18 protein-coding genes are annotated in these 20,991 nt (G+C 44.8%); all 18 read left to right on the forward strand.

The genetic code is table 11. From position 1 onward, the window contains the following. Positions 1–206: 206 nt before the first annotated feature. Positions 207–1,199, forward strand: a complete 993-nt coding sequence (locus tag AC04Q6_RS10840; protein ID WP_118071330.1) for an ABC transporter permease — start codon at positions 207–209, stop codon at positions 1,197–1,199. Beyond that, positions 1,193–2,110: an ABC transporter permease gene (locus tag AC04Q6_RS10845; protein WP_118071329.1), complete on the forward strand. Its 918-nt coding sequence runs from the start codon at positions 1,193–1,195 to the stop codon at positions 2,108–2,110. The genes AC04Q6_RS10840 and AC04Q6_RS10845 overlap by 7 nt, the downstream gene beginning before the upstream one ends. Positions 2,111–2,203: 93 nt before the next feature. Continuing rightward, positions 2,204–3,790, forward strand: coding sequence for an ABC transporter substrate-binding protein (locus AC04Q6_RS10850; RefSeq protein ID WP_118071328.1), 1,587 nt, complete (start codon positions 2,204–2,206; stop codon positions 3,788–3,790). A gap of 25 nt (positions 3,791–3,815) precedes the next feature. Next, entirely contained in the window at positions 3,816–5,765 is a 1,950-nt protein-coding gene (locus tag AC04Q6_RS10855) for a dipeptide ABC transporter ATP-binding protein (protein WP_278278409.1), read from the forward strand. Between the two features lie 132 nt (positions 5,766–5,897). Then, on the forward strand, positions 5,898–6,842 hold the full coding sequence (nikB, locus tag AC04Q6_RS10860) for a nickel ABC transporter permease (protein WP_021977177.1): 945 nt from the start codon (positions 5,898–5,900) through the stop codon (positions 6,840–6,842). Further along, positions 6,839–7,708, forward strand: coding sequence for a nickel transporter permease (gene nikC / locus AC04Q6_RS10865; RefSeq protein ID WP_118071326.1), 870 nt, complete (start codon positions 6,839–6,841; stop codon positions 7,706–7,708). The genes nikB and nikC overlap by 4 nt, the downstream gene beginning before the upstream one ends. Positions 7,709–7,754: 46 nt before the next feature. Next, positions 7,755–9,311 (forward strand): ABC transporter substrate-binding protein, encoded by a 1,557-nt coding sequence (locus AC04Q6_RS10870; RefSeq protein ID WP_118071325.1) that lies wholly within the window; start codon positions 7,755–7,757, stop codon positions 9,309–9,311. Positions 9,312–9,411: 100 nt separating this feature from the next. Next, positions 9,412–10,215: an ABC transporter ATP-binding protein gene (locus tag AC04Q6_RS10875; protein WP_118062394.1), complete on the forward strand. Its 804-nt coding sequence runs from the start codon at positions 9,412–9,414 to the stop codon at positions 10,213–10,215. Next, positions 10,215–10,973, forward strand: a complete 759-nt coding sequence (locus tag AC04Q6_RS10880; protein ID WP_118071324.1) for an ABC transporter ATP-binding protein — start codon at positions 10,215–10,217, stop codon at positions 10,971–10,973. Before AC04Q6_RS10875 ends, AC04Q6_RS10880 begins: the two co-directional genes overlap by 1 nt. Before the next feature lie 160 nt (positions 10,974–11,133). Continuing rightward, the gene (locus AC04Q6_RS10885; RefSeq protein ID WP_021977182.1) at positions 11,134–11,628 is read left to right on the forward strand and encodes a GNAT family N-acetyltransferase; all 495 of its coding nucleotides are present in this window, start codon (positions 11,134–11,136) and stop codon (positions 11,626–11,628) included. 61 nt (positions 11,629–11,689) lie between these two features. Beyond that, positions 11,690–13,018, forward strand: coding sequence for an MBL fold metallo-hydrolase (locus tag AC04Q6_RS10890; RefSeq protein WP_021977183.1), 1,329 nt, complete (start codon positions 11,690–11,692; stop codon positions 13,016–13,018). A 160-nt stretch (positions 13,019–13,178) separates the two neighbouring features. Beyond that, positions 13,179–14,453, forward strand: coding sequence for a YARHG domain-containing protein (locus AC04Q6_RS10895; RefSeq protein WP_118071323.1), 1,275 nt, complete (start codon positions 13,179–13,181; stop codon positions 14,451–14,453). 38 nt (positions 14,454–14,491) lie between these two features. Then, positions 14,492–15,721 carry a TadA family conjugal transfer-associated ATPase gene (locus AC04Q6_RS10900; protein ID WP_118062397.1) on the forward strand — a complete coding sequence of 410 codons (1,230 nt, stop codon included), beginning with the start codon at positions 14,492–14,494 and terminating at the stop codon, positions 15,719–15,721. Between the two features lie 23 nt (positions 15,722–15,744). Beyond that, the gene (locus tag AC04Q6_RS10905; protein WP_118071322.1) at positions 15,745–16,605 is read left to right on the forward strand and encodes a type II secretion system F family protein; all 861 of its coding nucleotides are present in this window, start codon (positions 15,745–15,747) and stop codon (positions 16,603–16,605) included. Positions 16,606–16,618: 13 nt separating this feature from the next. Next, positions 16,619–17,482 carry a type II secretion system F family protein gene (locus AC04Q6_RS10910; protein ID WP_118071321.1) on the forward strand — a complete coding sequence of 288 codons (864 nt, stop codon included), beginning with the start codon at positions 16,619–16,621 and terminating at the stop codon, positions 17,480–17,482. Positions 17,483–17,550: 68 nt separating this feature from the next. Beyond that, positions 17,551–17,769, forward strand: coding sequence for a Flp1 family type IVb pilin (locus AC04Q6_RS10915; protein ID WP_174087744.1), 219 nt, complete (start codon positions 17,551–17,553; stop codon positions 17,767–17,769). A gap of 3 nt (positions 17,770–17,772) precedes the next feature. Next, a complete protein-coding gene (locus AC04Q6_RS10920) occupies positions 17,773–18,465 on the forward strand; it encodes a TadE/TadG family type IV pilus assembly protein (RefSeq protein WP_021977189.1) in 693 nt (230 codons plus the stop codon). 16 nt (positions 18,466–18,481) lie between these two features. Continuing rightward, on the forward strand, positions 18,482–20,989 hold the full coding sequence (locus AC04Q6_RS10925) for a DUF5702 domain-containing protein (RefSeq protein ID WP_119248013.1): 2,508 nt from the start codon (positions 18,482–18,484) through the stop codon (positions 20,987–20,989). Positions 20,990–20,991: the final 2 nt, after the last annotated feature.

Genomic DNA, 20,991 nt, shown 5'->3' on the forward strand with positions numbered 1-20,991 from the left:
ACATAACCTCCGCGCACTCCTATTTGTGCATACAAATGTTTTGTCGAATAATAACACGACCCTTTCAAAAGCAGTTATGGTTTTGGATGCCATAACTGCTTTTGAAATATGAACACAAATCGCGAAGCGATTGTGTTCATGAGCATGCAGCAGAGCGGAATGCGAATGTTTGCCTGAACTGTAAAGGGCAGTGGGAAAGGAAAATTATGAACAAAGAAAATAAACTCGTCATTCGGATCCTGAAGCGGCTCCTTCTGCTTGCAGTGGTTATGTTTCTGCTGTCTGTGGTGGTGTTCTGGCTGGCGAGACTGGCACCGGGAGATCCCCTGCAGTCCTTTTACGGAGATTCCCTGGAAATGATGACCAGCGATGAGGTGGCTGCGGCCAGAACGAGACTAGGACTGGATCAGGGGATCGGGGTACAGTATGTAAGGTGGTTTACCAATGTAGTCCATGGTGATTTCGGATTGTCGCTGAAATACAGGCAGCCGGTTATGAATGTGATCAAACCGCTGATCGGAAATACTCTGATGCTGGGAGGAATTGCTTATATTGTGATCTTTCTACTGGCAGTTCTGATCGCCATATTCTGTACGCTCCATGAGGATCAGTGGATTGACCGGCTGATCTGCAAGATCGGAACAGCAGCCTATTATGTGCCGGCTTTCTGGCTTGGTGTGGTACTGATCCTGATCTTCAGTGTAAATCTTGGATGGTTCCCAAGCAGCGGTGCCTATGATGTGGGAATGGCAGATAGTATCGGCAATCGTATGAAGCATATGATCCTTCCGCTGGTAGTAATGATCTTCAGCCATCTCTGGTATTACGCATATATGATACGCAACAAATTCCTGGATGAGGTGCGGAAGGATTATGTACTTCTTGCCAGATCCAAGGGACTTTCCAAAAGAAAGATCCTGTGGAAGCATTGTCTTCGAAATGTATTGCCGACGATCGTGAGTATCATGGCAGTTTCGGTACCCCATGTAACCGGTGGGACTGTAACTGTGGAAGCTGTTTTCAATTATGCGGGAATTGGAAACCTTGCAGTGGAATCTGCAAAATATCACGATTATAACCTGCTGATGATCGATGTGCTGATTACGGGATTTATCGTATTTTTAAGCAGCTTTGTTGCACAGACTGTCAATGAAGAGATCGATCCAAGAATGAAGGATTCGGAGGTGAGGGTATGGTAGCTGACCGGAAGCTTTCAGAAGCTGAGCTTTTTCAGGTAGTTGGTGCCGGGTGGAAGCAGCAAGGATCTGAAAAACGAAAAAAAACATTTCGGGAAAAGCTGAAGGGGAAACCGGTATTTTCCATGGTCCTGCTTTTTCTGATCGTTTTGGGCTGTGTATTTGCAAATGTTGTTGCAAATCATGATCCCTCAGGTTTTTATCTCCAGAATCTGAATACACCGCCGGGAAAGGAATTTATCTTTGGAACGGATTCGCTTGGAAGAGATATTTATTCACTGATCTGGTATGGTGGACGGGTTTCTCTGGTGATCGGGCTTCTGGGAGCTGCGATCATTACTGTGATCGGTGTTACCTACGGATGCATCAGCGGAACAGCAGGTCCAAAGGTGGATTCGGTTATGATGCGGTTTACGGAAATGTGCGGAAGTATTCCGACCCTTCTGCTGATCCTGATCCTGTCTGCGGTCCTTCAGGCCAATGATGTGATCAGCATATCTGTGATCATCGGTATTACCGGGTGGTTTGCACTGGCACGTATTGTAAGAAGTGAAGTGCGGCAGATAAGGAACAGTGATTATGTGATGTATGCAAGACTTTGTGGAGGAAGTTTTGGATATGTGATGTATCACCATTTGATCCCGAATTTTGTTTCGGCGATCATGTTTGTGGTGATCTCTTCGATAAGCAGCTGTATTACCATGGAATCTACTTTAAGCTTTCTTGGGCTTGGGCTTCCGGCAGATGTAGTTTCCTGGGGAAGTATGCTCTCGCTGGCAAATAAAGCACTGATCATGAATACCTGGTGGGTGATCGTGATCCCAGGAGTTTTTCTGGTCATTACTTTAATGTGCATTACCAGTATGGGAAGCTTTGTGAGAAGTGAGGTAAATAACCATTACAGCAATCTCTGATGCAGTCAGAAAAAAATTTGGACGCAAACCGTGATAAAACATTCCGAAGTGTGGATAACCGGTTTGAAAATAAGGAAAGATGAGGAAAACAGAATGAAAAAGAGAACAGGAATCAACTATGGAAGAAAATATGCGGCGATAACACTGGCAGCAGTGACCGCAGCATGTACAGGAGCATCGGCAGGCAGTGCGGTAACCGTAGCTGCGGCAGAAGAAAACAAAACTCTGGTATATGCAGGTGAGTCAGAAAGTACGATCAATCCCCTTCTGAATAACCATGATGAACTTCCGGATCTTATTTTTTCAGGACTGATGAAATATGATGCCAATGGAAAGCCGGTAGAGGATCTTGCAGAGAGCTATACCTTTGACAAGGATACCAATACCTATACTTTTAAGCTTCGAGATGGTGTTAAGTGGCATGATGGAGAAGATTTCAATGCAGAGGATGTTGTATACACCTATAAGGAGCTTACAGAGGATGAAACCCTGGGAGCCAGCATCACCAGCAACTATCAGGACATTACAAGTATTGAGGCACCGGATGATCAGACTGTGATCTTTACACTGGATCAGTATGATGCTGCCATGCTGGATTACTTTACCATGGGAATCCTTCCAGAGCATCTTCTGGAAGGGGAGGACATAAATACTACATCCTTTAACCAGAATCCGGTGGGAACAGGCCGTTATAAATTTGAAGACTGGGATGCTACCGGCGGAATGATCATACTGAAACGAAATGAAGATTATTACGGAAAGGTTCCGAATATTGAAACCGTTGTATACCGTACAGTGTCGGATGAGACTACAAAGGCAACCATGCTCCAGTCCGGCGAGGCGGATCTTGCATGGCTGAATTCCAACTATGCTTCTCAGTTCAAGGATAAGGACGGATATAATTACTGGGAGTTCACCACAGCAGATTACCGTGGAGCTGCCATGGATATGAGTACAGATTTCTGGAAGGAAAACGGAGATTCCATCGGCGTTCTGAATTATGCGCTGGATAAGGATTCCATTATTGCAGGTGTTCTTGCAGGACAGGGAGAGCCGGCATACAGCCCGATCCAGAGAAACCCTCTCGGAACAGATAAGGAAGCCAATATCTACTCCTATGATCTGGATACCTTTGCAAAGAAGATGGAAGAGCTGGGATGGAAAAAAGGTGATGATGGGATCTATGAGAGAAACGGACAGAAATTCCACTTTACCATCCAGGTACGTGATTACGAAGAAGAGCGTGTGGATATTGCCAATGTCATGTCTGATATGCTGAAGCAGGCTGGTGTGGAAATGGAAGTAAAGCTTGTTACCAAATTTGACTGGGATGCAGGATACAATGGATTTCTTGCCGGCTATGCAACACAGTTTGACCCGGATATGGCATATGTAAACTTTGTAACCGACGCAAGTGGAAACAACATGCATTATTCCAATGCAGATGTGGATAAATATCTTGAGGAAGGCCGTCACGGTGAGACTGAGGAAGCCAGAAAAGAAGCATATAGTGAATTCGAAAAGGCATATGCCAAGGCACCTGGAATCCTTCTGGTTGCTTATCTTCAGGGAGATTATGTAGGCGTTTCCGGACTTGACGGACTGGATACCACACGTGTTCTGGGACATCATTCCGTAGGTGTTATGTGGAATATTGAAGACTGGACCATTACAAAATAAGGAAAAGATCATGCAGGAAACCGTTTTGGAATTAAAAAACTATTCGGTAAGCTTTGACACACCGGACGGCGAGGTACAGGCCGTCCGGAATGTTGATCTCACAGTAAAAAAAGGAGAGATACTTTGTATCGTAGGTGAGTCCGGATGTGGAAAAACCGTTATGTGCCGTAGCGTGATGAAGCTTCTGCCACCGAATGCACATGTAAAAAGCGGAGAGATCAGTCTCTGCGGAGAGAATATCACAGCCTATAAAAGAAAAAAAATGGAAAAGCTGTGCGGAAGTAAGGTAAGCATGGTGTTCCAGGATCCTATGCTGACGCTGAATCCGACGATCCCGGTTGGCAAACAGATCACAGAGGCTATTATCAAAAATCAGAAAGTATCCGGGGATGAGGCGAAAAAAAGAGCTGTAGAAATGCTGAAGCTGGTAGGGATTCCGGATGCAGAACAGCGCTATGGACTGCAGCCTCATTTTTTTTCCGGAGGAATGCGTCAGCGTTGTGTGCTGGCTATTGCACTGGCCTGTGATCCGGAAATATTATTTGCCGATGAGGCGACTACAGCACTGGATGCAACCGTGGAAGCAAAGATTCTGGATCTGCTTCTTGAGCTGAGAGAAAAAACAGGGATCAGTATTGTGTTTATATCTCATGATCTGGGAGCTGTTGCAAGGATCGCAGACAGAGTTGCAGTTATGTATGCAGGAAAGATCATTGAGATCGGGACAGCAGAAGAGGTTTATTATGATCCCCGGCATCCTTATACCTGGGGACTTCTGTCTTCTCTGCCTGTATTTGCAGGTGAAAAAGGGGAGCTGAATCCGATCCCCGGAATGCCGCCCTCTCTTTTGAATCCTCCGCCGGGAGATGCGTTTGCCGTTCGGAATCCTCAGGCGCTGGCAATCGATTATGAACAGACTCCTCCGATGTTTAAAGTCAGTGATACGCATTATGCAGCCACATGGCTTCTGGATGAAAGAGCTCCGAAAATAGAAAAGCCTTCCATTTTGAAGGACAGATTACAGGAAAACAGCGGCCGTAAACAGAAACCGGATAAAAAGGAAACGTCATTTTTACAGAAAACAGAACAGAAACAGGCGCCTGTACTGATCGAAGCCAGAAATCTGAAGCAGCATTTCCGTATCCGTTCCGATTATACGATCCATGCAGTGGATGATGTTTCCTTCAGTATCCGGGAAGGTGAGATCATGGCACTGGTGGGTGAGACCGGCTGCGGGAAATCCACGACAGCCAGAACGCTTGCAGGAATCTACCGGCCCACAGGCGGGGAGATCTTTTATCAGGGAGAAAGAGTGCCGGATAAAAAGGATCCTTTCGGAATGCGGAAGAAAATGCAGACTGAGATCCAGATGATCTTTCAGGATTCGGGCGCTGCACTGAATCCCCGAATGAGCATACGGCAGATCATGCTGGAGCCTGTAAAGATCAGCCGCAGGATCCGTGACAGAGAAATGCTGGAGAACAGGCTTCGGGAAATCCTGAAGGAGACAGGATTGGATGAAAGCATTCTGTCGAAAAAGCCGGGAGAGCTTTCCGGCGGACAGAGACAGAGAGTTGCCATAGGAAGAAGCCTTCTCATGGAACCGCGTCTTATCATTGCAGATGAACCGATCGCATCGTTGGATATTTCTATCCAGGCACAGATCGTCATGCTTTTTAAAAAGCTTCAGCAGGAAAAAAGATTCTCGTTTCTTTTTATTGCCCATGATCTGTCCATGGTACGTTTTTTAAGTGATACAACCGGTGTGATGAAAAACGGAAAACTGGTAGAAATGGCACCTACAAAAGAGCTTTTTGAAAATCCGCAGCATCCTTATACACAGTCCCTGCTTTCTGCGATCCATATCCCGGATCCGCTGGAAGAGAGAAAACGGAGGCTGATCGAGTATGAAGAGCCACAGTCTCTTGGAGAGGGCTGGAAAGAATTATCCGCATGTCACTGTGTGAGAATATAAGAACATGATGGAATGCATATGCATGACAAAATGGAATATGTAAAATCCCCCCGCCGGGGTTGTGGCAGAACAGCCGTGTTGTTAAACTTTTGTTATTCGAAATACTGAGAAACAAAGTGCGGAGAGGAAAATATGGGAAAATATATAATAAAACGGTTGCTGCAGCTGATCCCGGTCCTGATCGGGATCACATTTCTTTCTTTTGCCATGATGCGGCTTGCCGGCGGAGATGCAGTAACTTATATGTATGAAAATGCAGGCTCTGCAGTATCTCAGGAGGTCATTGATAATGCAAAGGCAGAATATGGCCTTGATAAACCATTCCTTGTACAATATGCTGCCTGGTTTGCGGGAATGGTAACCGGAGATATGGGAGAGAGCTATGTGTCTCACAGAGATGTCTATGAAACCTTTATTTCAAAGCTTCCGGCAACGATGATGCTGACTCTGTCATCGATCCTTCTTACGATTGTTCTTGCGATCCCGCTGGGAATCCTGTCAGCAGTAAAGCACAACAAATGGGTAGATTATCTGATAAGATTTTTAAGCTTTATCGGCAATTCCATGCCGAATTTTTTTGCTGCCATGGTCCTGATGTATTTTCTGTCCATCAGGCTGGGCGTTTTACCGGTAGTCACAAATACAGATCTCGGACAGAGTATTATTTTGCCAACACTGACACTGGCAATCTCCATGGCCGCAAAATATACCAGACAGGTGCGTGCCACGGTTCTGGAAGAACTGAATAAGGATTATGTGACCGGAGCCCGGGCAAGAGGGATCCGCAGTCGTGTGATCATCTGGAAGAGTGTAATGAAGGCTTCCATGCTGACGATCATCACACTGCTGGCTCTGTCCATCGGCAATCTTCTGGGAGGAACTGCCATTGTGGAAAATATCTTTATGTGGGATGGTGTCGGAAAACTGGCGGTAGATGCGATCACCATGCGTGACTATCCGATCATCCAGGCTTATGTGGCCTGGATGGCGGTTATTTATGTTCTGGTAAATCTGGTGACAGATATTATTTACCACTATCTGGATCCGAGAGTACGACTTGGAGGTGACAGAGCATGAGTGGAAAAAATAATATCACAGTCCGGAAGCAGAAGATCCGGAAAAATCATACAAAAGCAAAGCTTGTCTTTTTTCTTGTGCTTACAGCATTGCTTCTGTTTGTAGCGGCATTTGCAAAATATCTCTGCCCTTATGATCCTTATGCCCAGGATCTGGCACTTGCCCAGAAACCGCCGGGACCGGAGCATCTGCTCGGGACAGACCGTTATGGAAGAGATATGCTTTCCCGTGTGATCATAGGAAGTACGACCAGTATTTATGCAACGCTGCTCCTAGTTGCAGTGATCACTGTGGTGGGAACGGCTATTGGTATTTTCTGTGGCTGGAAGGGCGGCAAAGCCGATACTGTTCTGATGCGTATCTCCGATCTGTTCCTGGCTTTTCCGGGACTGGTATTTGCCCTGGCAGTAGCAGGTGTTCTGGGAGGCGGTATCCAGAATGCGATCATTGCCCTGGCAGTGATCAGCTGGCCGAAGTTTGCAAGACTTGCCAGAGGGCTTACTCTGACTCAGAAGGACTCTGCATATCTTATGGCGGCAAAGCTTTCCGGGAGCAGTACAGGAAAGCTTCTGCTCAAACATATCCTTCCAAATATTGCAGGCCCCATACTTGTTACGTCAGTTCTTGATATTGGAACCATGATGATGGAGCTGGCAGGACTTTCCTTTCTCGGGCTTGGGGTAAAGCCTCCAATGGCAGAATGGGGAAGTATGATCAACGATGGAAGAAGTATGCTGCAGATTTCACCGTGGATGGTACTTGCGCCGGGACTGGCGATTTTTGTTACAGTAATGATCTTTAATCTTCTGGGAGATACGATCCGTGATTATATGGATCCGAAGGAACGAAACAGGAGAAGAGGATAACAGGCACTTATAAATAAGCATAACAGAGAAAGTGAGAGCGGAGATTATGAAGAAAAAGATTCTGGCAGCAGTGCTTGCAGCGGCAATGGTCATGAGCATGACAGGAGTTTCGGCAGCAGCAAAAAGCAAAGAAAAGAGTGAAGGAACTACCTTTGTTTACGGAACTACCGGATATAGTGAAGAAATGGGAGATGCAGGATTAAACCCTCACGACAATTATTCCGGATGGAGCTGTCTTCGTTATGGCGTAGGAGAAACACTGTTTAAGTACAATGACAACATGGAGGTAGAGCCGTGGCTTGCTACAGACTATGAATTTACAGACGATAATACAGTAAAGATCACCCTTCGTGATGGTGTGAAATTTTCCAGCGGAAGAACCATGGATGGAGAAGCGGTAAAAGAATGCCTGGATGATCTGATCGCAAACCATGACCGTGCACCTTACGATATGAAGATCGATAAGATCGAAGCGGATGGAATGACGGTAACGATCCATACTTCCGAACCATGTCCGGCACTGATCAATTATCTGGGGGATCCGTATGGTGCCATTATTGACATGGATTATGGCGTACAGGGAGAAGGTGGTTCTGCAAATGTGGCAGGAACAGGCCCCTATGTTGCAACGGAAGTATCTCCGACGGAGATCAAACTGGTAAAAAATGATGATTACTGGGGCGGAGATGTAAAGGTAGATAACGTGATCGTAAAATCTTTCTCAGACGGAAGTGCTCTGACAGCAGCATTGCAGACAGGAGATATACAGGGAACTTACGGGCTTCAGTACGATAATTATGCCCTGTTTGACGGAAATCCGGATTATCAGATCAGCTCCGTGGCAACAAGCCGCTGTTTCTTCGGACAGTTTAACATGGAATCAGAGCTGATGCAGGATCAGAATGTGAGAAAAGCCATTGAGATGGGAATCGATAAAGAGGGATTTTGCAGCGTGATCATGCAGGAACGGGGCGTTCCGGCAGTGGGTGCTTTCCCGGGCAGTTTTTCTTATGGAAATGATGCAGTGAAGGCACCGTCTTATGATCCGGAAGAGGCAAAAAAACTTCTGGAAGAATCCGGATGGAAGGATACAGATGGTGACGGATATGTAGATAAGGATGGAAAAAAACTTTCTATTACATGGCTGACCTATCCTACACGTCTGGAGCAGCCGAAGCTTGCCGAATATGCACAGTCCACTTTAAAGGACATTGGAATTGAGGTAAATGTAAACAATACAGCAGATCATGCAACTTATGCGAAGAACGGTGATTTTGACGTATATGTAAGTTCTCTTACAACGGCACCTACCGGTGATCCGGAGTATTTTTTCACAAGTACGGTTGTATCTGACGCTGCCAAGAATTATGGTAAATACAGCAATGCTGCGCTGGATGATATCGTAACGAAGATGCATGAGACTTTTGATACTGATGAGAGAAGTAAACTTGCCATTGAAGCACAGCAGACGATCCTGGATGATGATGCGTATTTCTTTGTTTCCCATCTGAATATGGGGCTTGTATCGAAGGCAAATGTGTCAGGGCTGGCTGCGCATCCCTGCGATTATTATGAGATCACGGCGGATCTGGAAGTGAAATAATGACAGGGACAGAAGAATGTGAGCCCAAACGAAGATAAATGTACAGCAGAATGTAATATAAATGTCTGCGGTATCTGTCGGGAAAAAACGAGGAGTTAAGATGGAACCATTGTTGAAATTTGAACATGTAACGATCTGCTATAATGGAGAAAACGTTGTACAGGATATAAATCTGGAACTGAACAGGGGAGAGATCCTGGGAGTGGTAGGAGAGTCCGGAAGCGGAAAAAGCACCATCATCAAGGCAGTCATGGGACTTCTGGGAAACGAAGGCATGGTGACAGAAGGAGATATCTGGTACAAAGGAAAAAATGTAGTGGATATGCAGGAAAAAGAACTCCGCACACTTCTGGGACCGGAGATCGCCATGATCTTTCAGGATTCAGGAGCAGCTCTTTGCCCCATCCGTACCGTAGGTGACCAGATTTATGAAAGTCTCCGTGAACACGAAAAGATCAGCCGCCATGAATGCGACAGACGTGCGTTGGAAATGATGGCGAAGATCGGGCTCAAAGATGGAGGGCGTGTTTTAAAGAGCTATCCTTTTGAACTGTCCGGTGGTATGAACCAGCGGGTGGGAATCTGCATTTCCATGCTGCAGAATCCATCACTTCTTCTGGCAGATGAGCCTACCAGCGCGTTGGATGTAACAGTACAGAAACAGGTGGTTGAGGAAATGCTGCTGATGCGCCGGGAGTATGAAACAGCCATGGTCGTTGTCACACACAACATCGGCGTAGTAGAAAAAATGGCAGATCAGGTTCTGGTACTGAAAAACGGAGAAGTGAGAGAATATGGAAAAACAGCTCAGGTCCTGACAGCTCCGACAGATCCTTATACAAAAGAACTTATGCGTTCGGTACTTCGCCTGAAACGTGCAGGCACCGGAAATGGAGGCAGATGATGGCAGAAAAAATCCTGGAAGTGCAGAATCTGAAAAAGACATTTTTATCCGGGAAAAAATCCTTCACGGCTGTGGAAGATGTGAGCTTTTTTCTGAACGCGGGAGAAGTTCTTGGTATCGTGGGCGAATCCGGTTCCGGAAAAAGTACAGTGGCAAAAATGATCACGCATCTGACGGATATTACAGATGGAAAGATTTTTTTCCTGGGAAAAGATATCACACATGCGAAGGGAAAAGCTCTCCGGGAAACTTACCGGGAACTTCAGATGGTATTTCAGACACCGGCAGGATCCTTTGATCCCAGGTGCACCATTGGGGACGGAATCGGGGAAAGTCTCCGGAATATGGGGATAAGTAAGAAGGAAACCAGGAACCGTGTGGAAAAACTTCTTCTTACCTGCGGCCTGACTCCGGAATATGCAGACCGTTATCCTCATCAGGTCAGCGGAGGGGAGTGCCAGAGAGCGGCCATTGCCAGAGCCCTGGCTGTAGAACCCAAAGTTCTGATCTGTGATGAGGCAACCAGTGCCCTGGATGTGACGGTACAGAAACAGATCATGGAGCTTCTCATGAAGCTTAAAAAAGAAAACCAGCTGTCCTTTCTTTTTATCTGCCATGACCTGGCCCTTGTCCAGATGTTCTGCGACCGGGTGATCGTGATGCATGACGGACATGTGGAAGAAGAAGGAACACCGGAAGAGATCATTGAAAATCCGAAGACGGAGTATACGAAGCGGCTGATCGAGTCAGTGCTGTGATGCCGCATACAAAGACGAAAGAATGAAGCCCTCAGTAGTGCGAATACTGAGGGCTTTTTTGTATGTTACACGTTGACGCAGTTTCCCTCACCCGATATAATTAAAAAAGAATCAAAACCGGATGAAAACGGAATAAATAATATAGAGGAGACCACAAAAAATGGCAGAAAATTTACAGATCAGACTTGCAGATCCAAAGGAGGCAGACCGTCTGGCAGAAATCGAGGCAATCTGTTTCCCGCCTGCGGAGGCAGCAAGTCATGAGGACGTTGTGAACCGTATGGGAGCATTCCCGGAGAATTTTGTAGTAGCAGTAAAGGACGATCAGATTGTAGGATTTATCAACGGAGGAACTACAGATAAACCGGTACTTCCGGATGAGTTTTATCATGATATCACCCTTCACAAAAAAGACGGAGAGATCCAGACCGTATTCGGGCTGAATGTGATCCCGGAATACCGTCATCAGGGGATTGCAGGAGAACTTGTGGAATACTTCAAGGATCTTGCGAAAGAACGTGGAAAAAAAGCTCTGATCCTTACCTGCAAGGAACATATGATCCCATTTTATGAGAGTCATGGAATGAAGAAACTGGGAGTTGCAGATTCCTGCCATGGTGGAGCAACCTGGTATGATATGCAGATCTGGTTCTGAGAAATAATGACAGGAACAGAAGAAAAAAAGACAGCTGAATAAGAAACCAGAGGAAAAATAAATGAGAATACGAATGTACAATGTAGGATTCGGGGACTGTTTCTGCATTCGTGACAGAAAAAGCAGCCTGCTTGTGGATTTCGGGGCAGCCAACAGCAAGATCGAGGGACGGCCGCGAAGAGAAGTCTTTGACGTGATCATTTCAGATCTTACCACCATCCGCAAAAAAAATCTGCTTCTGACACATTTTCATCCAGATCATGTTTCCGGACTTCTTTATATGATGCGTTATCGAAGAGATGCCTACGAATTTGAAAAAATCTATCTTCCGGATGTGTTTTCCGGTCCGGAAATGAAATACACACTGGCACTTCTGCTCCTTGCGGATGTGACAAAAAAAGCCAGCCTTCCGGGAAGACGTGTCAGCCTTTTTGCCCTGGCAGAAGCCCTTTGTGCCAGAAAGGTAAAGATCGATCTTTTATCCAGAGGTTCAGAATTTGAAGGAAAATATACAGCACTCTGGCCGGATGTCAGTGAAGTCAGCCGGGAGACAGAGGAGGTATTTAATTCTCTGATCGAGAATCACGAAAATGCAATGACAGAGCTTGTGAACATTGCGGAGGAAGTAAGAGAGCTGTTTCTGTCCATGACAGAGGAGACACTGGAAGCAGAGGAGAAATCGGAGCCGCTGTCTGTGCCAGAAGATACAGATGGGCCAGAGAGCTCTTTGAAAGACCCGAGAGAGTACAGCGGGGAAAACGAAGAATATACACAGGAAAAACTGGTGCTTGCAAATGAAGATGCAGGCGCAGCAATAGAAGATACAGCAGAAGATCCGGAAGAAACCGAAAAAGAGAGAGTACGTCGTCTCAACCCGGAAAAACTGGAAAAGAAATTTCGTGAATTACAGGCAACAGAAGAATTTCAGGCACTTCTGGAGAGTGCGGAAAAACAGGGCCATTCCCTGCGACAGTTCCGCCACAAGATCAGCCTGGCATTCCAGAACACCATTGACGGCGAACTGAACCTTCTGTTCACCGGAGATGTACAGCCACAGTATATGAAGATGATCGCAGAGAATTATGACGGAAAGATCCAGCTTCACGAACATTACTGGTGCATCAAGGTACCTCATCATGGAACAGAATCTCATTTCTTCGATTTCAGCGGTTTTTCCCCGGAAAACATGATGATCCCCAACGGGGCGTACTACGATAACAGCAAGAAGAAATCCAAGAACCAGAGAACTTCCATGCAGTATGGCGGCCTGTTTTATATTAATGATGCTCATATGTACTGTTCCAACTGTGACTGCTGCGACAGTTATGAAAATGGATGTTCCTGCAGAGAGTACGATGTAATTTCACCATCATATTATAAAGATATCTGATCTGTAAAAAAAGGGGGCACACTAGGTGTCACATATTGAAAGAATTGTGTAAATGTAATAAAATTTTTGGAAAAGAAAAGATTTATCGCAATACCAGATAAATTCAAACAAATTGGACAATTAAGATCTAATATCAATCCAGAGGAAGGAGCGGGAATGTATGTATTGCGGAAGATGCGGTGCAGAAATAAAAGATAAAACAGCCAGATTCTGCGACAACTGCGGAGCACCGCTGGAAACGGGCGGCGGTCAGAATGACTATGGCAGTGAAGATACATATAATGGAAGAGGTAATCGCAGAAACGGTACTTACAGTGGAACGGGTACCTATAATGATGGCGGAAATGGGACATACGGAACTTATGATCAGCCGTATAATAACGGAGGAAACGGAACCTATAACCGCTCACATAATAACAGAGGAAACGGAACTTATAATGGGACTTACAACAGGCGCACCGGTCAGAACCAGCAGGATGACAATCTGATCTGGGATGACGGACTGCCGGAAGTGCCAGATAACAGAGGAAACAAGGGCGATCAGAAAAAATGGCTGATCAGTATTGGATGTACAGTTGGAATCCTCGTGATAACAGTTGTCGTACTTGCTCTTCTCCTCGGAAAAAATTCCGGAGGAAGCGCCTCGGATATTGTAGTGAATATCACACAGGCACCAAAGGCTGAAACCTCACAGAACAGCACCAAAACAGCAAAAGCTGATACAGAAGAGAAACAGAATACAACAGCATCCAATCAGTCCACAACAAAAAACAGCAGTACACAGAAAAGTGTAAAAATTGCGACACCTACACCGTCAGCTGCAACAGATGCACAGGAGCTGCAGATCACAAATGAGCAGAAACCCCAGAGCTCATCTGCACAGAAAAAACAGTCAACGGTGCAGCCATCAAAAAAAAGTACACAGAAAAACACACAGTCTGCGAATACACAAAGTCAGCAGTCCCAGCAGACACAGCAGTCTGCTTCCCAGAACCAGGCAGATAAAGATCTGGAGGCACTTCGAAATGCGCCGGTACAGGAATATACCATGCCGGAAGAAAGCACAAACAGCAGTACACAGAGTTCTCAGAACTCTACAGCAGGTACAACATCCGGATCTTCTTCAACGGCAACAACTGCAGGCTCAGGAGATTATATTTTTCCGGAGAGCAATTCCGCATATCTGACCAGGGATCAGCTGGAAGGCCTTTCCAAAGACCAGCTGGCGTATGCAAGAAATGAGATTTACGCGAGACATGGAAGAAGATTCCAAGACCAGATGTTCCAGGATTATTTCAATGCGAAATCATGGTATGTACCGCAATACGATCCAGACCAGTTCGATGCCATGCAGGATACGATCTTTAATGAATATGAAAAAGCAAACGCCAAGTTGATCCTTGAGGTAGAACAGGAACATGGATACACATACTGATCCGGTGAAAATGAGGTGATATTATGCTTTCAGAAGAGATGACAGGACGTCTTGTCAATGAGATCCGGCGTTTTCTTATAGCAGATGCGGCGACTTTGAGTAAGGCAAACGATGAACAGCTGCGAAGAAGAATTGCGGATATTGTAGACCATAAGCTGGTGAATTACAGGATAAGCCCTCAGGAGCGCTCCAGGATCGTACGTCTGGTATTCAGTTCCATCCGTGGAATGGGAATCCTGGATGAGATCCTTGCAGATGACAGTATTACAGAGATCATGATCAACGGACCATTCCACATTTTTGTGGAGCGTGCAGGAAGACTGGAAGCTCTGAACAAAAAATTTGCCAGCGAAAATGAGCTGAGAAATATCATTCAAAAGATGGTAGGGTCTGTTGGAAAAGAGGTCAATGAAGCCAATCCGATCGTAGATACACGACTGGCAGACGGCTCCCGTGTAAACGTGGTCCTGCCGCCGCTTTCCCTGTCGGGCCCCATTGTGACCATCCGAAAGTTTTCCAGAACTCCGATGACGGTAGACCAGCTTTTGAAATATGGTTCCATTACACCGGAAGCAGCGGATTTTCTGGGAAAACTGGTAAGAGCCAAGTATAATATCTTTATCAGTGGGGGTACAGGCTCTGGAAAAACAACGTTTCTCAACGCCATGTCGAATTTCATTCCACGGGATGAACGTATCATAACGATCGAGGACTCTGCGGAGCTTCAGATCGCAAATATTGATAATATCGTAAGTCTGGAAACAAGAAATGCCAACACTTCCGGAAAAGGTGAGGTAACCATCCGTGATCTTATCAAATCCGCACTGCGAATGCGACCGGAGAGGATCATTGTTGGAGAGGTTCGAGGCGCGGAAGCACTGGATATGCTGCAGGCAATGAACACAGGCCATGACGGAAGCCTTTCCACGGGCCATGCCAACTCGACCAGAGATATGCTGAGTCGTCTGGAAACCATGGTGCTGCAGGGAAATGCAGGCCTGCCACTTCCGGCTATCCGCCAGCAGATTTCCTCCGCACTGGATATCATCATCCATCTTTCCAGACTGCGTGATAAATCCAGACGAACCATGGAGATCACAGAAGTTCTGGGCTGTAAAAACGGAGAAATCCAGCTGAATCCATTATTTGTATTCAAGGAAACCCAGGGAAGTACGCTGGAAAAAGTGCAGGGACGACTGGTACGCACAGGAAATCCTCTGTATAATGATTATAAACTGCGGCTTTCCGGAATGCATTCAGGCCTGTAGATCATCAGGCCAAAAGGAAGATTATGAAAAAAGAAAAAAAACCAAAAACAAAAACTGTAAAACAAAAGAAAGTAAAACCTCAGAAAATAAAACAGAAGAAGGTTAAAGCTCCCAAATATATACCTGTAAAACCTGTTTTCGGAACAGCGGAGGATTATTATATTTATCGTCTGAATCCGGTGGAAACCGCAACAGGTGCGCTATTGGGCGGAATCGTGGGATTTTTCTTCAGTATGGTATTTTTCAGAAATGTGATTTTTTCCCTGATCGTAGGGCTGCTCCTTGTTGTTCCGGGAATCCGGAAATACCGGGATTATCTGAAAGACAAAAGAATGAAAAATCTTCTGTACCAGTTCCGTGATATGATGGAATCTCTTTCCGCATCCTATTCCGCAGGTAAAAATACCCAGGGAGCTTTTTTGGATGCCTGCGGAGATCTGATCGGAATCTATGGAGAAAAAGCAGATATTGTAAAAGAACTGAAACTGATCGTAGATGGTATTTACAACGGACAGAGCGTTGAAGAGATGCTGAGTAATTTTGCGGCACGAAGCCATCTGGACGATATCGAAAGTTTTGCCACGATCTTTGAGGTGACCAACCGCTATGGTGGTGATATGAGACGAGTGGTTGGTGAGACCAGAGAGATCATTAATGATAAGATCGAGATGGAAATGGAGATTCGGACTTTACTTACGGCGAATAAGAACGATTTGAATATTATGATTATCCTGCCGGTATTGCTTATGTTAATGTTGAATGGAATGGGAAATATGTCCATTGTGCAGAATACACCATTAAATGTAATAGTAAAGATTGGAGTACTTATTCTTTTCGGAGTTGCTTACTATATGGGAAGAAAAATTGTAGATATCAAGATATAGGGAGAGAAAAGCAGTGGATTATTTTCAGTTGATTTTACTTGCACTGGCAACACCATTTACACTGATCTGGATATATCTGGCCATAACCGGTGGGAAAAAATATCAGAAATATACAGACAGTTCTTTTGCAAAAGAATTTCAGATGAGTGAGCTTTTGTGTGTGGGATTTTCGGTTATGAGAATTCTGCATATCAGTACAAAGACAAGAGCTGCACAGGCTAAAATACGTGAAATTGCCGAGATCAAAGGGAAAAAATATGCGGAGTATTACTATTATATGCTTCTTGGGGCAAAAACAACGTATACATATACGATTGTTATAGTTGTAATGCTTCTTTCTGCAATGTCAAACAACAAAGGTCTGTTATTTATGGGATTAATTGTGGGAGGGCTTTTGATTTTATACCTGGATCTTGCACTTTTTGATAAGCTGACGGCAAGAAGACAGGAAATCTTACTGGATCTTCCACAGGTCTTATCAAAATTAACTTTGTTGGTTAATTCAGGAATGGTGCTCAGGGATGCATGGAAAAGAGTCTCCATAACAGGAGAGAGGGTACTTTACCAGGAAATGCAGAATACTAATCTCGAAATGGAAAATGGTGTTGCAGAAATTGACGCATACAGAAATTTTGCAGAACGATGTAATGTGAAGGAGATACGTAAGTTTACTTCTCTGATCATACAGAATCTGAATAAAGGTAACGAGGAACTTGCTTATTTCATGAAAGATCTTTCTGATGAAATGTGGGAGGTCAAAAAAAGTCAAGTGAAGCAGAAAGGTGAGAAAGCAAATACACAATTGCTTTTGCCGATGATGCTGATTCTTATCGGAATTCTGATTATGGTTATGGTTCCGGTAATGCAACAGGTATGATAATAAACGGCATAAGCCGATTATTATAAAAATATTGCACAATGCAAACGAAAATGGAGGACAAGAGTATGACTAGAAAACTTAATTTACTTTGGATCAGCGCAGGAAACAAAATCCGCAATTTTGTGGAAGAGTTTAAGAATGAAGAGGAGGGAATTGCTGAGATTGTTGCGATTGTTCTGATTATTCTTATTGTTGTTGGCGTGGCGGCTACATTTAATACTAATATAGGCAATGTTGTAGAAAACGTATTTGGTAAACTGACAAATTTTGTAGATAATAACTAAAATATGAACAGGGAAAACAATAACTCCGAAACAGGCGCCATCATGGTAGAAGCCGCCATCTATTTTCCCATCACCATTGGCATTGTCATGGTGGTGCTCTATTTCGGATTATTCAAGTTGCAGGAGAGCTACTTTTTCTTTCAGGTAGAAAGAGCAGCTACAGAGCTGGCGAGAGAAGCGTCTTACCCTGGCTATGACAGTTTTACAGATGAAAATCCTCTGAAAAACAGCAAGGTGGATTTTGACTGGGAAAACGGTCCGTCGGAATCACAGACGAAATCTTACTATGCTGCATATAAAGGCAGTGCTTCGAAGATCTACCGATGGGGAGTGGACAGTAAGCTTGCCAGGCGGGCAGCAGATTACCAGCAGGCGCTTCAGAAAAACAGTGCATTGTTTTCCATGGGGCGCACAGAAGCCTATGTAAAGGTCAACAGTTCCTTTTTGTCCAAGTCGGTACAGGCAGAACTCAGGTATGTTGTTTCCACGCCCGGGATACTGAAGTATCTGGGACTACGGGACAGCCTGACGATCTATACGGCGGCATATCAGCCGGCAATCAACAGCACGGACTTTGTGAGAAATGTGGATCTGGCCTGGGACATGGGAAACTTTTTCCTGAAAAAGCTGGGACTGGACGGAAAGGCTCAGAAACTGGGAGAAACCTTTGATAAGGTGAAAAATTTTTTGTTTTAACTGGGGAGGGAAGTGTATGCAGTTATTTTGCGGGAAACAGAGAGGATCGATCTGCGTACTTCTGACGTTGATATTGGTACCGGTCTTGATGTTTAGCGGAATTATTGTAGATGCTTCCCGCCTTTTTGCGTCAAAGACAGTAGTATCCGGTGCCGGAGATCTGACCATGAATGCGGCACTGGCACAGTATGATAAGAAACTGAAGGATACATATGGACTGACAGCCATGGCAAAAACTCCGGATTCACCGGACGAACAGCAGAAGCTGGAGCAGATGTTCAAAGAATCCATCAACGCAAAAAATCTGACAGATGAAAGCAGCGATGGCTTAAGTTCACTGATACAGCTGGAAGAAACTGGCTTTGAGGCAAAAGGGGTGACATCTTCATCCCTGGCAGAAAACGATGTTTTCCGTCAGCAGGTTATGGAATATATGAAATTCCGGGGACCTGTCTATATGGCGGATGATATTGTGGGGAAGATCAAGAAGCTTCCTTTCAACAATGTAAAAAAACAGCAGAAATATGTAAAAGCAAAGTCAGAATACGCCCTGAAAGCGTCAGAACTCAGCGAGCCTATACAGGAGGCAAAGGAAGCTGTGGAAGCACAGACGGGTGCGGTAGATCAGTTGTCAAATACAGATACTGGTTTTGCGGAGGAATATCAGAAAAAAACAGTATTTCGTCTGGCTGCGAAATCACTGCAGAAATATCTGAACGAAGAGATTGATGCACCGTTTCCGGAGGAAGCACCTGATCAGTTGACGTATGATGTGATTGAAGAATATCTGAATTATCCATTCAGCTGGGACAGCGGGAATACTACATTTGATGATCAGATGTATAAAAATATGGTAACTTTACTTGCTGTGTATCAGGTAGCAGAAGCTGATTCAGAAGTGAGAGCTGAAATCAGTGAAAGATTTACTTCAGAAGAAATACAGACATTTAATTCCATCAAATCTGTGATCAACGGAAATATCAGCAGTATGAATAAAATCTATTCTGATGCGGCCAAAACATATCAGGCCTGCATTAAGGCTTTGGAGAAAAAAGCGGATGAGATCATAGATAATGGGAAAAAAGCCAACTCAGCGCTGGATGACGTGCTGAAATGCTGGAGGAAGGTTGCTTCTAAAAAAGAAGCATATAACAAGGCAAAAGAAGATCTGATCGCAGCCGGAGAAACGGTTGAGGAAAGTGCCGGAGAAGATATTGAAATTAATGAAACAGATCTTAAAGAACTGAAAGAAACGATTCAGAATAATATAGATACAGCGAAAGCCTTTAAAGAAATGATAAAGAAATTCAAAAAGGTAACGGGAAATTTTGAAAAACTTTCTGTGGATGAGGAAGAGGCATCATATATAAGAAGTATGGGCGGCACAGCAGCTACAGAAACATTCTGGGCCCAGCATGAGGAGGAAATCGGTGGAAGTCTGTTAAATGAACAGTTCAGGGGAGGATCTTTTTATAATCCTGAGGATACAACCTTTTATCAGACCACCCTTTCCGGTGTAAAAAATGAAGACAGTGACACGACGCAGGAAGATACCAGAGCGCAGAACAGAGAAGCGGCAAAAGAGGCCAGCGGAAATTATACACAGACGAAAGACTCTCTGAATAATTCCGGAAAAGAGCAAAACCTTTCAGAAAAAGAAGGGTATCCTTCCAAGTATCCGAGCGGAATCGCCAAAACATCAGCAAGTGCAACGGGAAACATCCCGGCAGAGGTAAATGTCAGTGAGGATAAAAAAACAGTAGAAAGTTCGCAAAATAATATAGGATTTCTGAAAAAAATTCTGACCTGCCTGGACAATCTGTCCGGCGGGATAATGGAACAGGCATATCTCATGGAATACACCACAGAAATGTTTAACTGTATCACGACCAAAGACGAAGATACGTCGCTCAGCAATGACAAACTTTCCGAACATGTGATCTGGAATGGGGAAATTGAATATATCCTTTATGGAAATGCTTTTACCGGCAAGAACAAAACACTGGCAGTAGCACAGCTCTATGGAACAAGGCTTGCCATTGACAGTTTATATGTTTTTATGGATTCAACTCTGAATGCAGAAGCAGATACAGTGGCAACGGTTGTATGCGGAGCAACCGGGCAGCCGTGGCTTTATCCGGTTGTAAAATATGGATATCTTTTCTGTAATGCGCTGAGAATGGCAGCAACGGAAACCGTAGCGCTGGTTAACGGAGAAGAGTCGGCAGTATGGCCGGGAAAAGCGGATGGCCTTAAGTTCACTTACAAAGATTACATGAAATTATTTGTTCTGGTTAAGCTTGCAGATGAGAATGGTAAAAAGGATCTCTCCGTCCGTGCGGCAGACTGTATCCAGCTGAACACCGGCTCAACGCTAAGTCAGAAATATACCATGCTGACGCTGAATGCGAAGGTACAGACATCAACCACATTCCTTCCGAAAGTTCCGGAATTTCTGGGAAAAGGAAAGAGTACAGATGATGGCAGGAGAATCATAGATTACAAGAGTGTTTTGGCTTATTAACA

Source organism: Blautia sp. HA9023, assembly GCF_056504095.1.

Coding starts and splice junctions, on each gene's coding strand:
- AC04Q6_RS10840 (WP_118071330.1), top strand. CDS start 207: ATGAACAAAGAAAATAAACTCGTCATTCGGATCCTGAAGCGGCTCCTT.
- AC04Q6_RS10845 (WP_118071329.1), top strand. CDS start 1,193: ATGGTAGCTGACCGGAAGCTTTCAGAAGCTGAGCTTTTTCAGGTAGTT.
- AC04Q6_RS10850 (WP_118071328.1), top strand. CDS start 2,204: ATGAAAAAGAGAACAGGAATCAACTATGGAAGAAAATATGCGGCGATA.
- nikB (WP_021977177.1), top strand. CDS start 5,898: ATGGGAAAATATATAATAAAACGGTTGCTGCAGCTGATCCCGGTCCTG.
- nikC (WP_118071326.1), top strand. CDS start 6,839: ATGAGTGGAAAAAATAATATCACAGTCCGGAAGCAGAAGATCCGGAAA.
- AC04Q6_RS10870 (WP_118071325.1), top strand. CDS start 7,755: ATGAAGAAAAAGATTCTGGCAGCAGTGCTTGCAGCGGCAATGGTCATG.
- AC04Q6_RS10875 (WP_118062394.1), top strand. CDS start 9,412: ATGGAACCATTGTTGAAATTTGAACATGTAACGATCTGCTATAATGGA.
- AC04Q6_RS10880 (WP_118071324.1), top strand. CDS start 10,215: ATGGCAGAAAAAATCCTGGAAGTGCAGAATCTGAAAAAGACATTTTTA.
- AC04Q6_RS10885 (WP_021977182.1), top strand. CDS start 11,134: ATGGCAGAAAATTTACAGATCAGACTTGCAGATCCAAAGGAGGCAGAC.
- AC04Q6_RS10890 (WP_021977183.1), top strand. CDS start 11,690: ATGAGAATACGAATGTACAATGTAGGATTCGGGGACTGTTTCTGCATT.
- AC04Q6_RS10895 (WP_118071323.1), top strand. CDS start 13,179: ATGTATTGCGGAAGATGCGGTGCAGAAATAAAAGATAAAACAGCCAGA.
- AC04Q6_RS10900 (WP_118062397.1), top strand. CDS start 14,492: ATGACAGGACGTCTTGTCAATGAGATCCGGCGTTTTCTTATAGCAGAT.
- AC04Q6_RS10905 (WP_118071322.1), top strand. CDS start 15,745: ATGAAAAAAGAAAAAAAACCAAAAACAAAAACTGTAAAACAAAAGAAA.
- AC04Q6_RS10915 (WP_174087744.1), top strand. CDS start 17,551: ATGACTAGAAAACTTAATTTACTTTGGATCAGCGCAGGAAACAAAATC.
- AC04Q6_RS10920 (WP_021977189.1), top strand. CDS start 17,773: ATGAACAGGGAAAACAATAACTCCGAAACAGGCGCCATCATGGTAGAA.
- AC04Q6_RS10925 (WP_119248013.1), top strand. CDS start 18,482: ATGCAGTTATTTTGCGGGAAACAGAGAGGATCGATCTGCGTACTTCTG.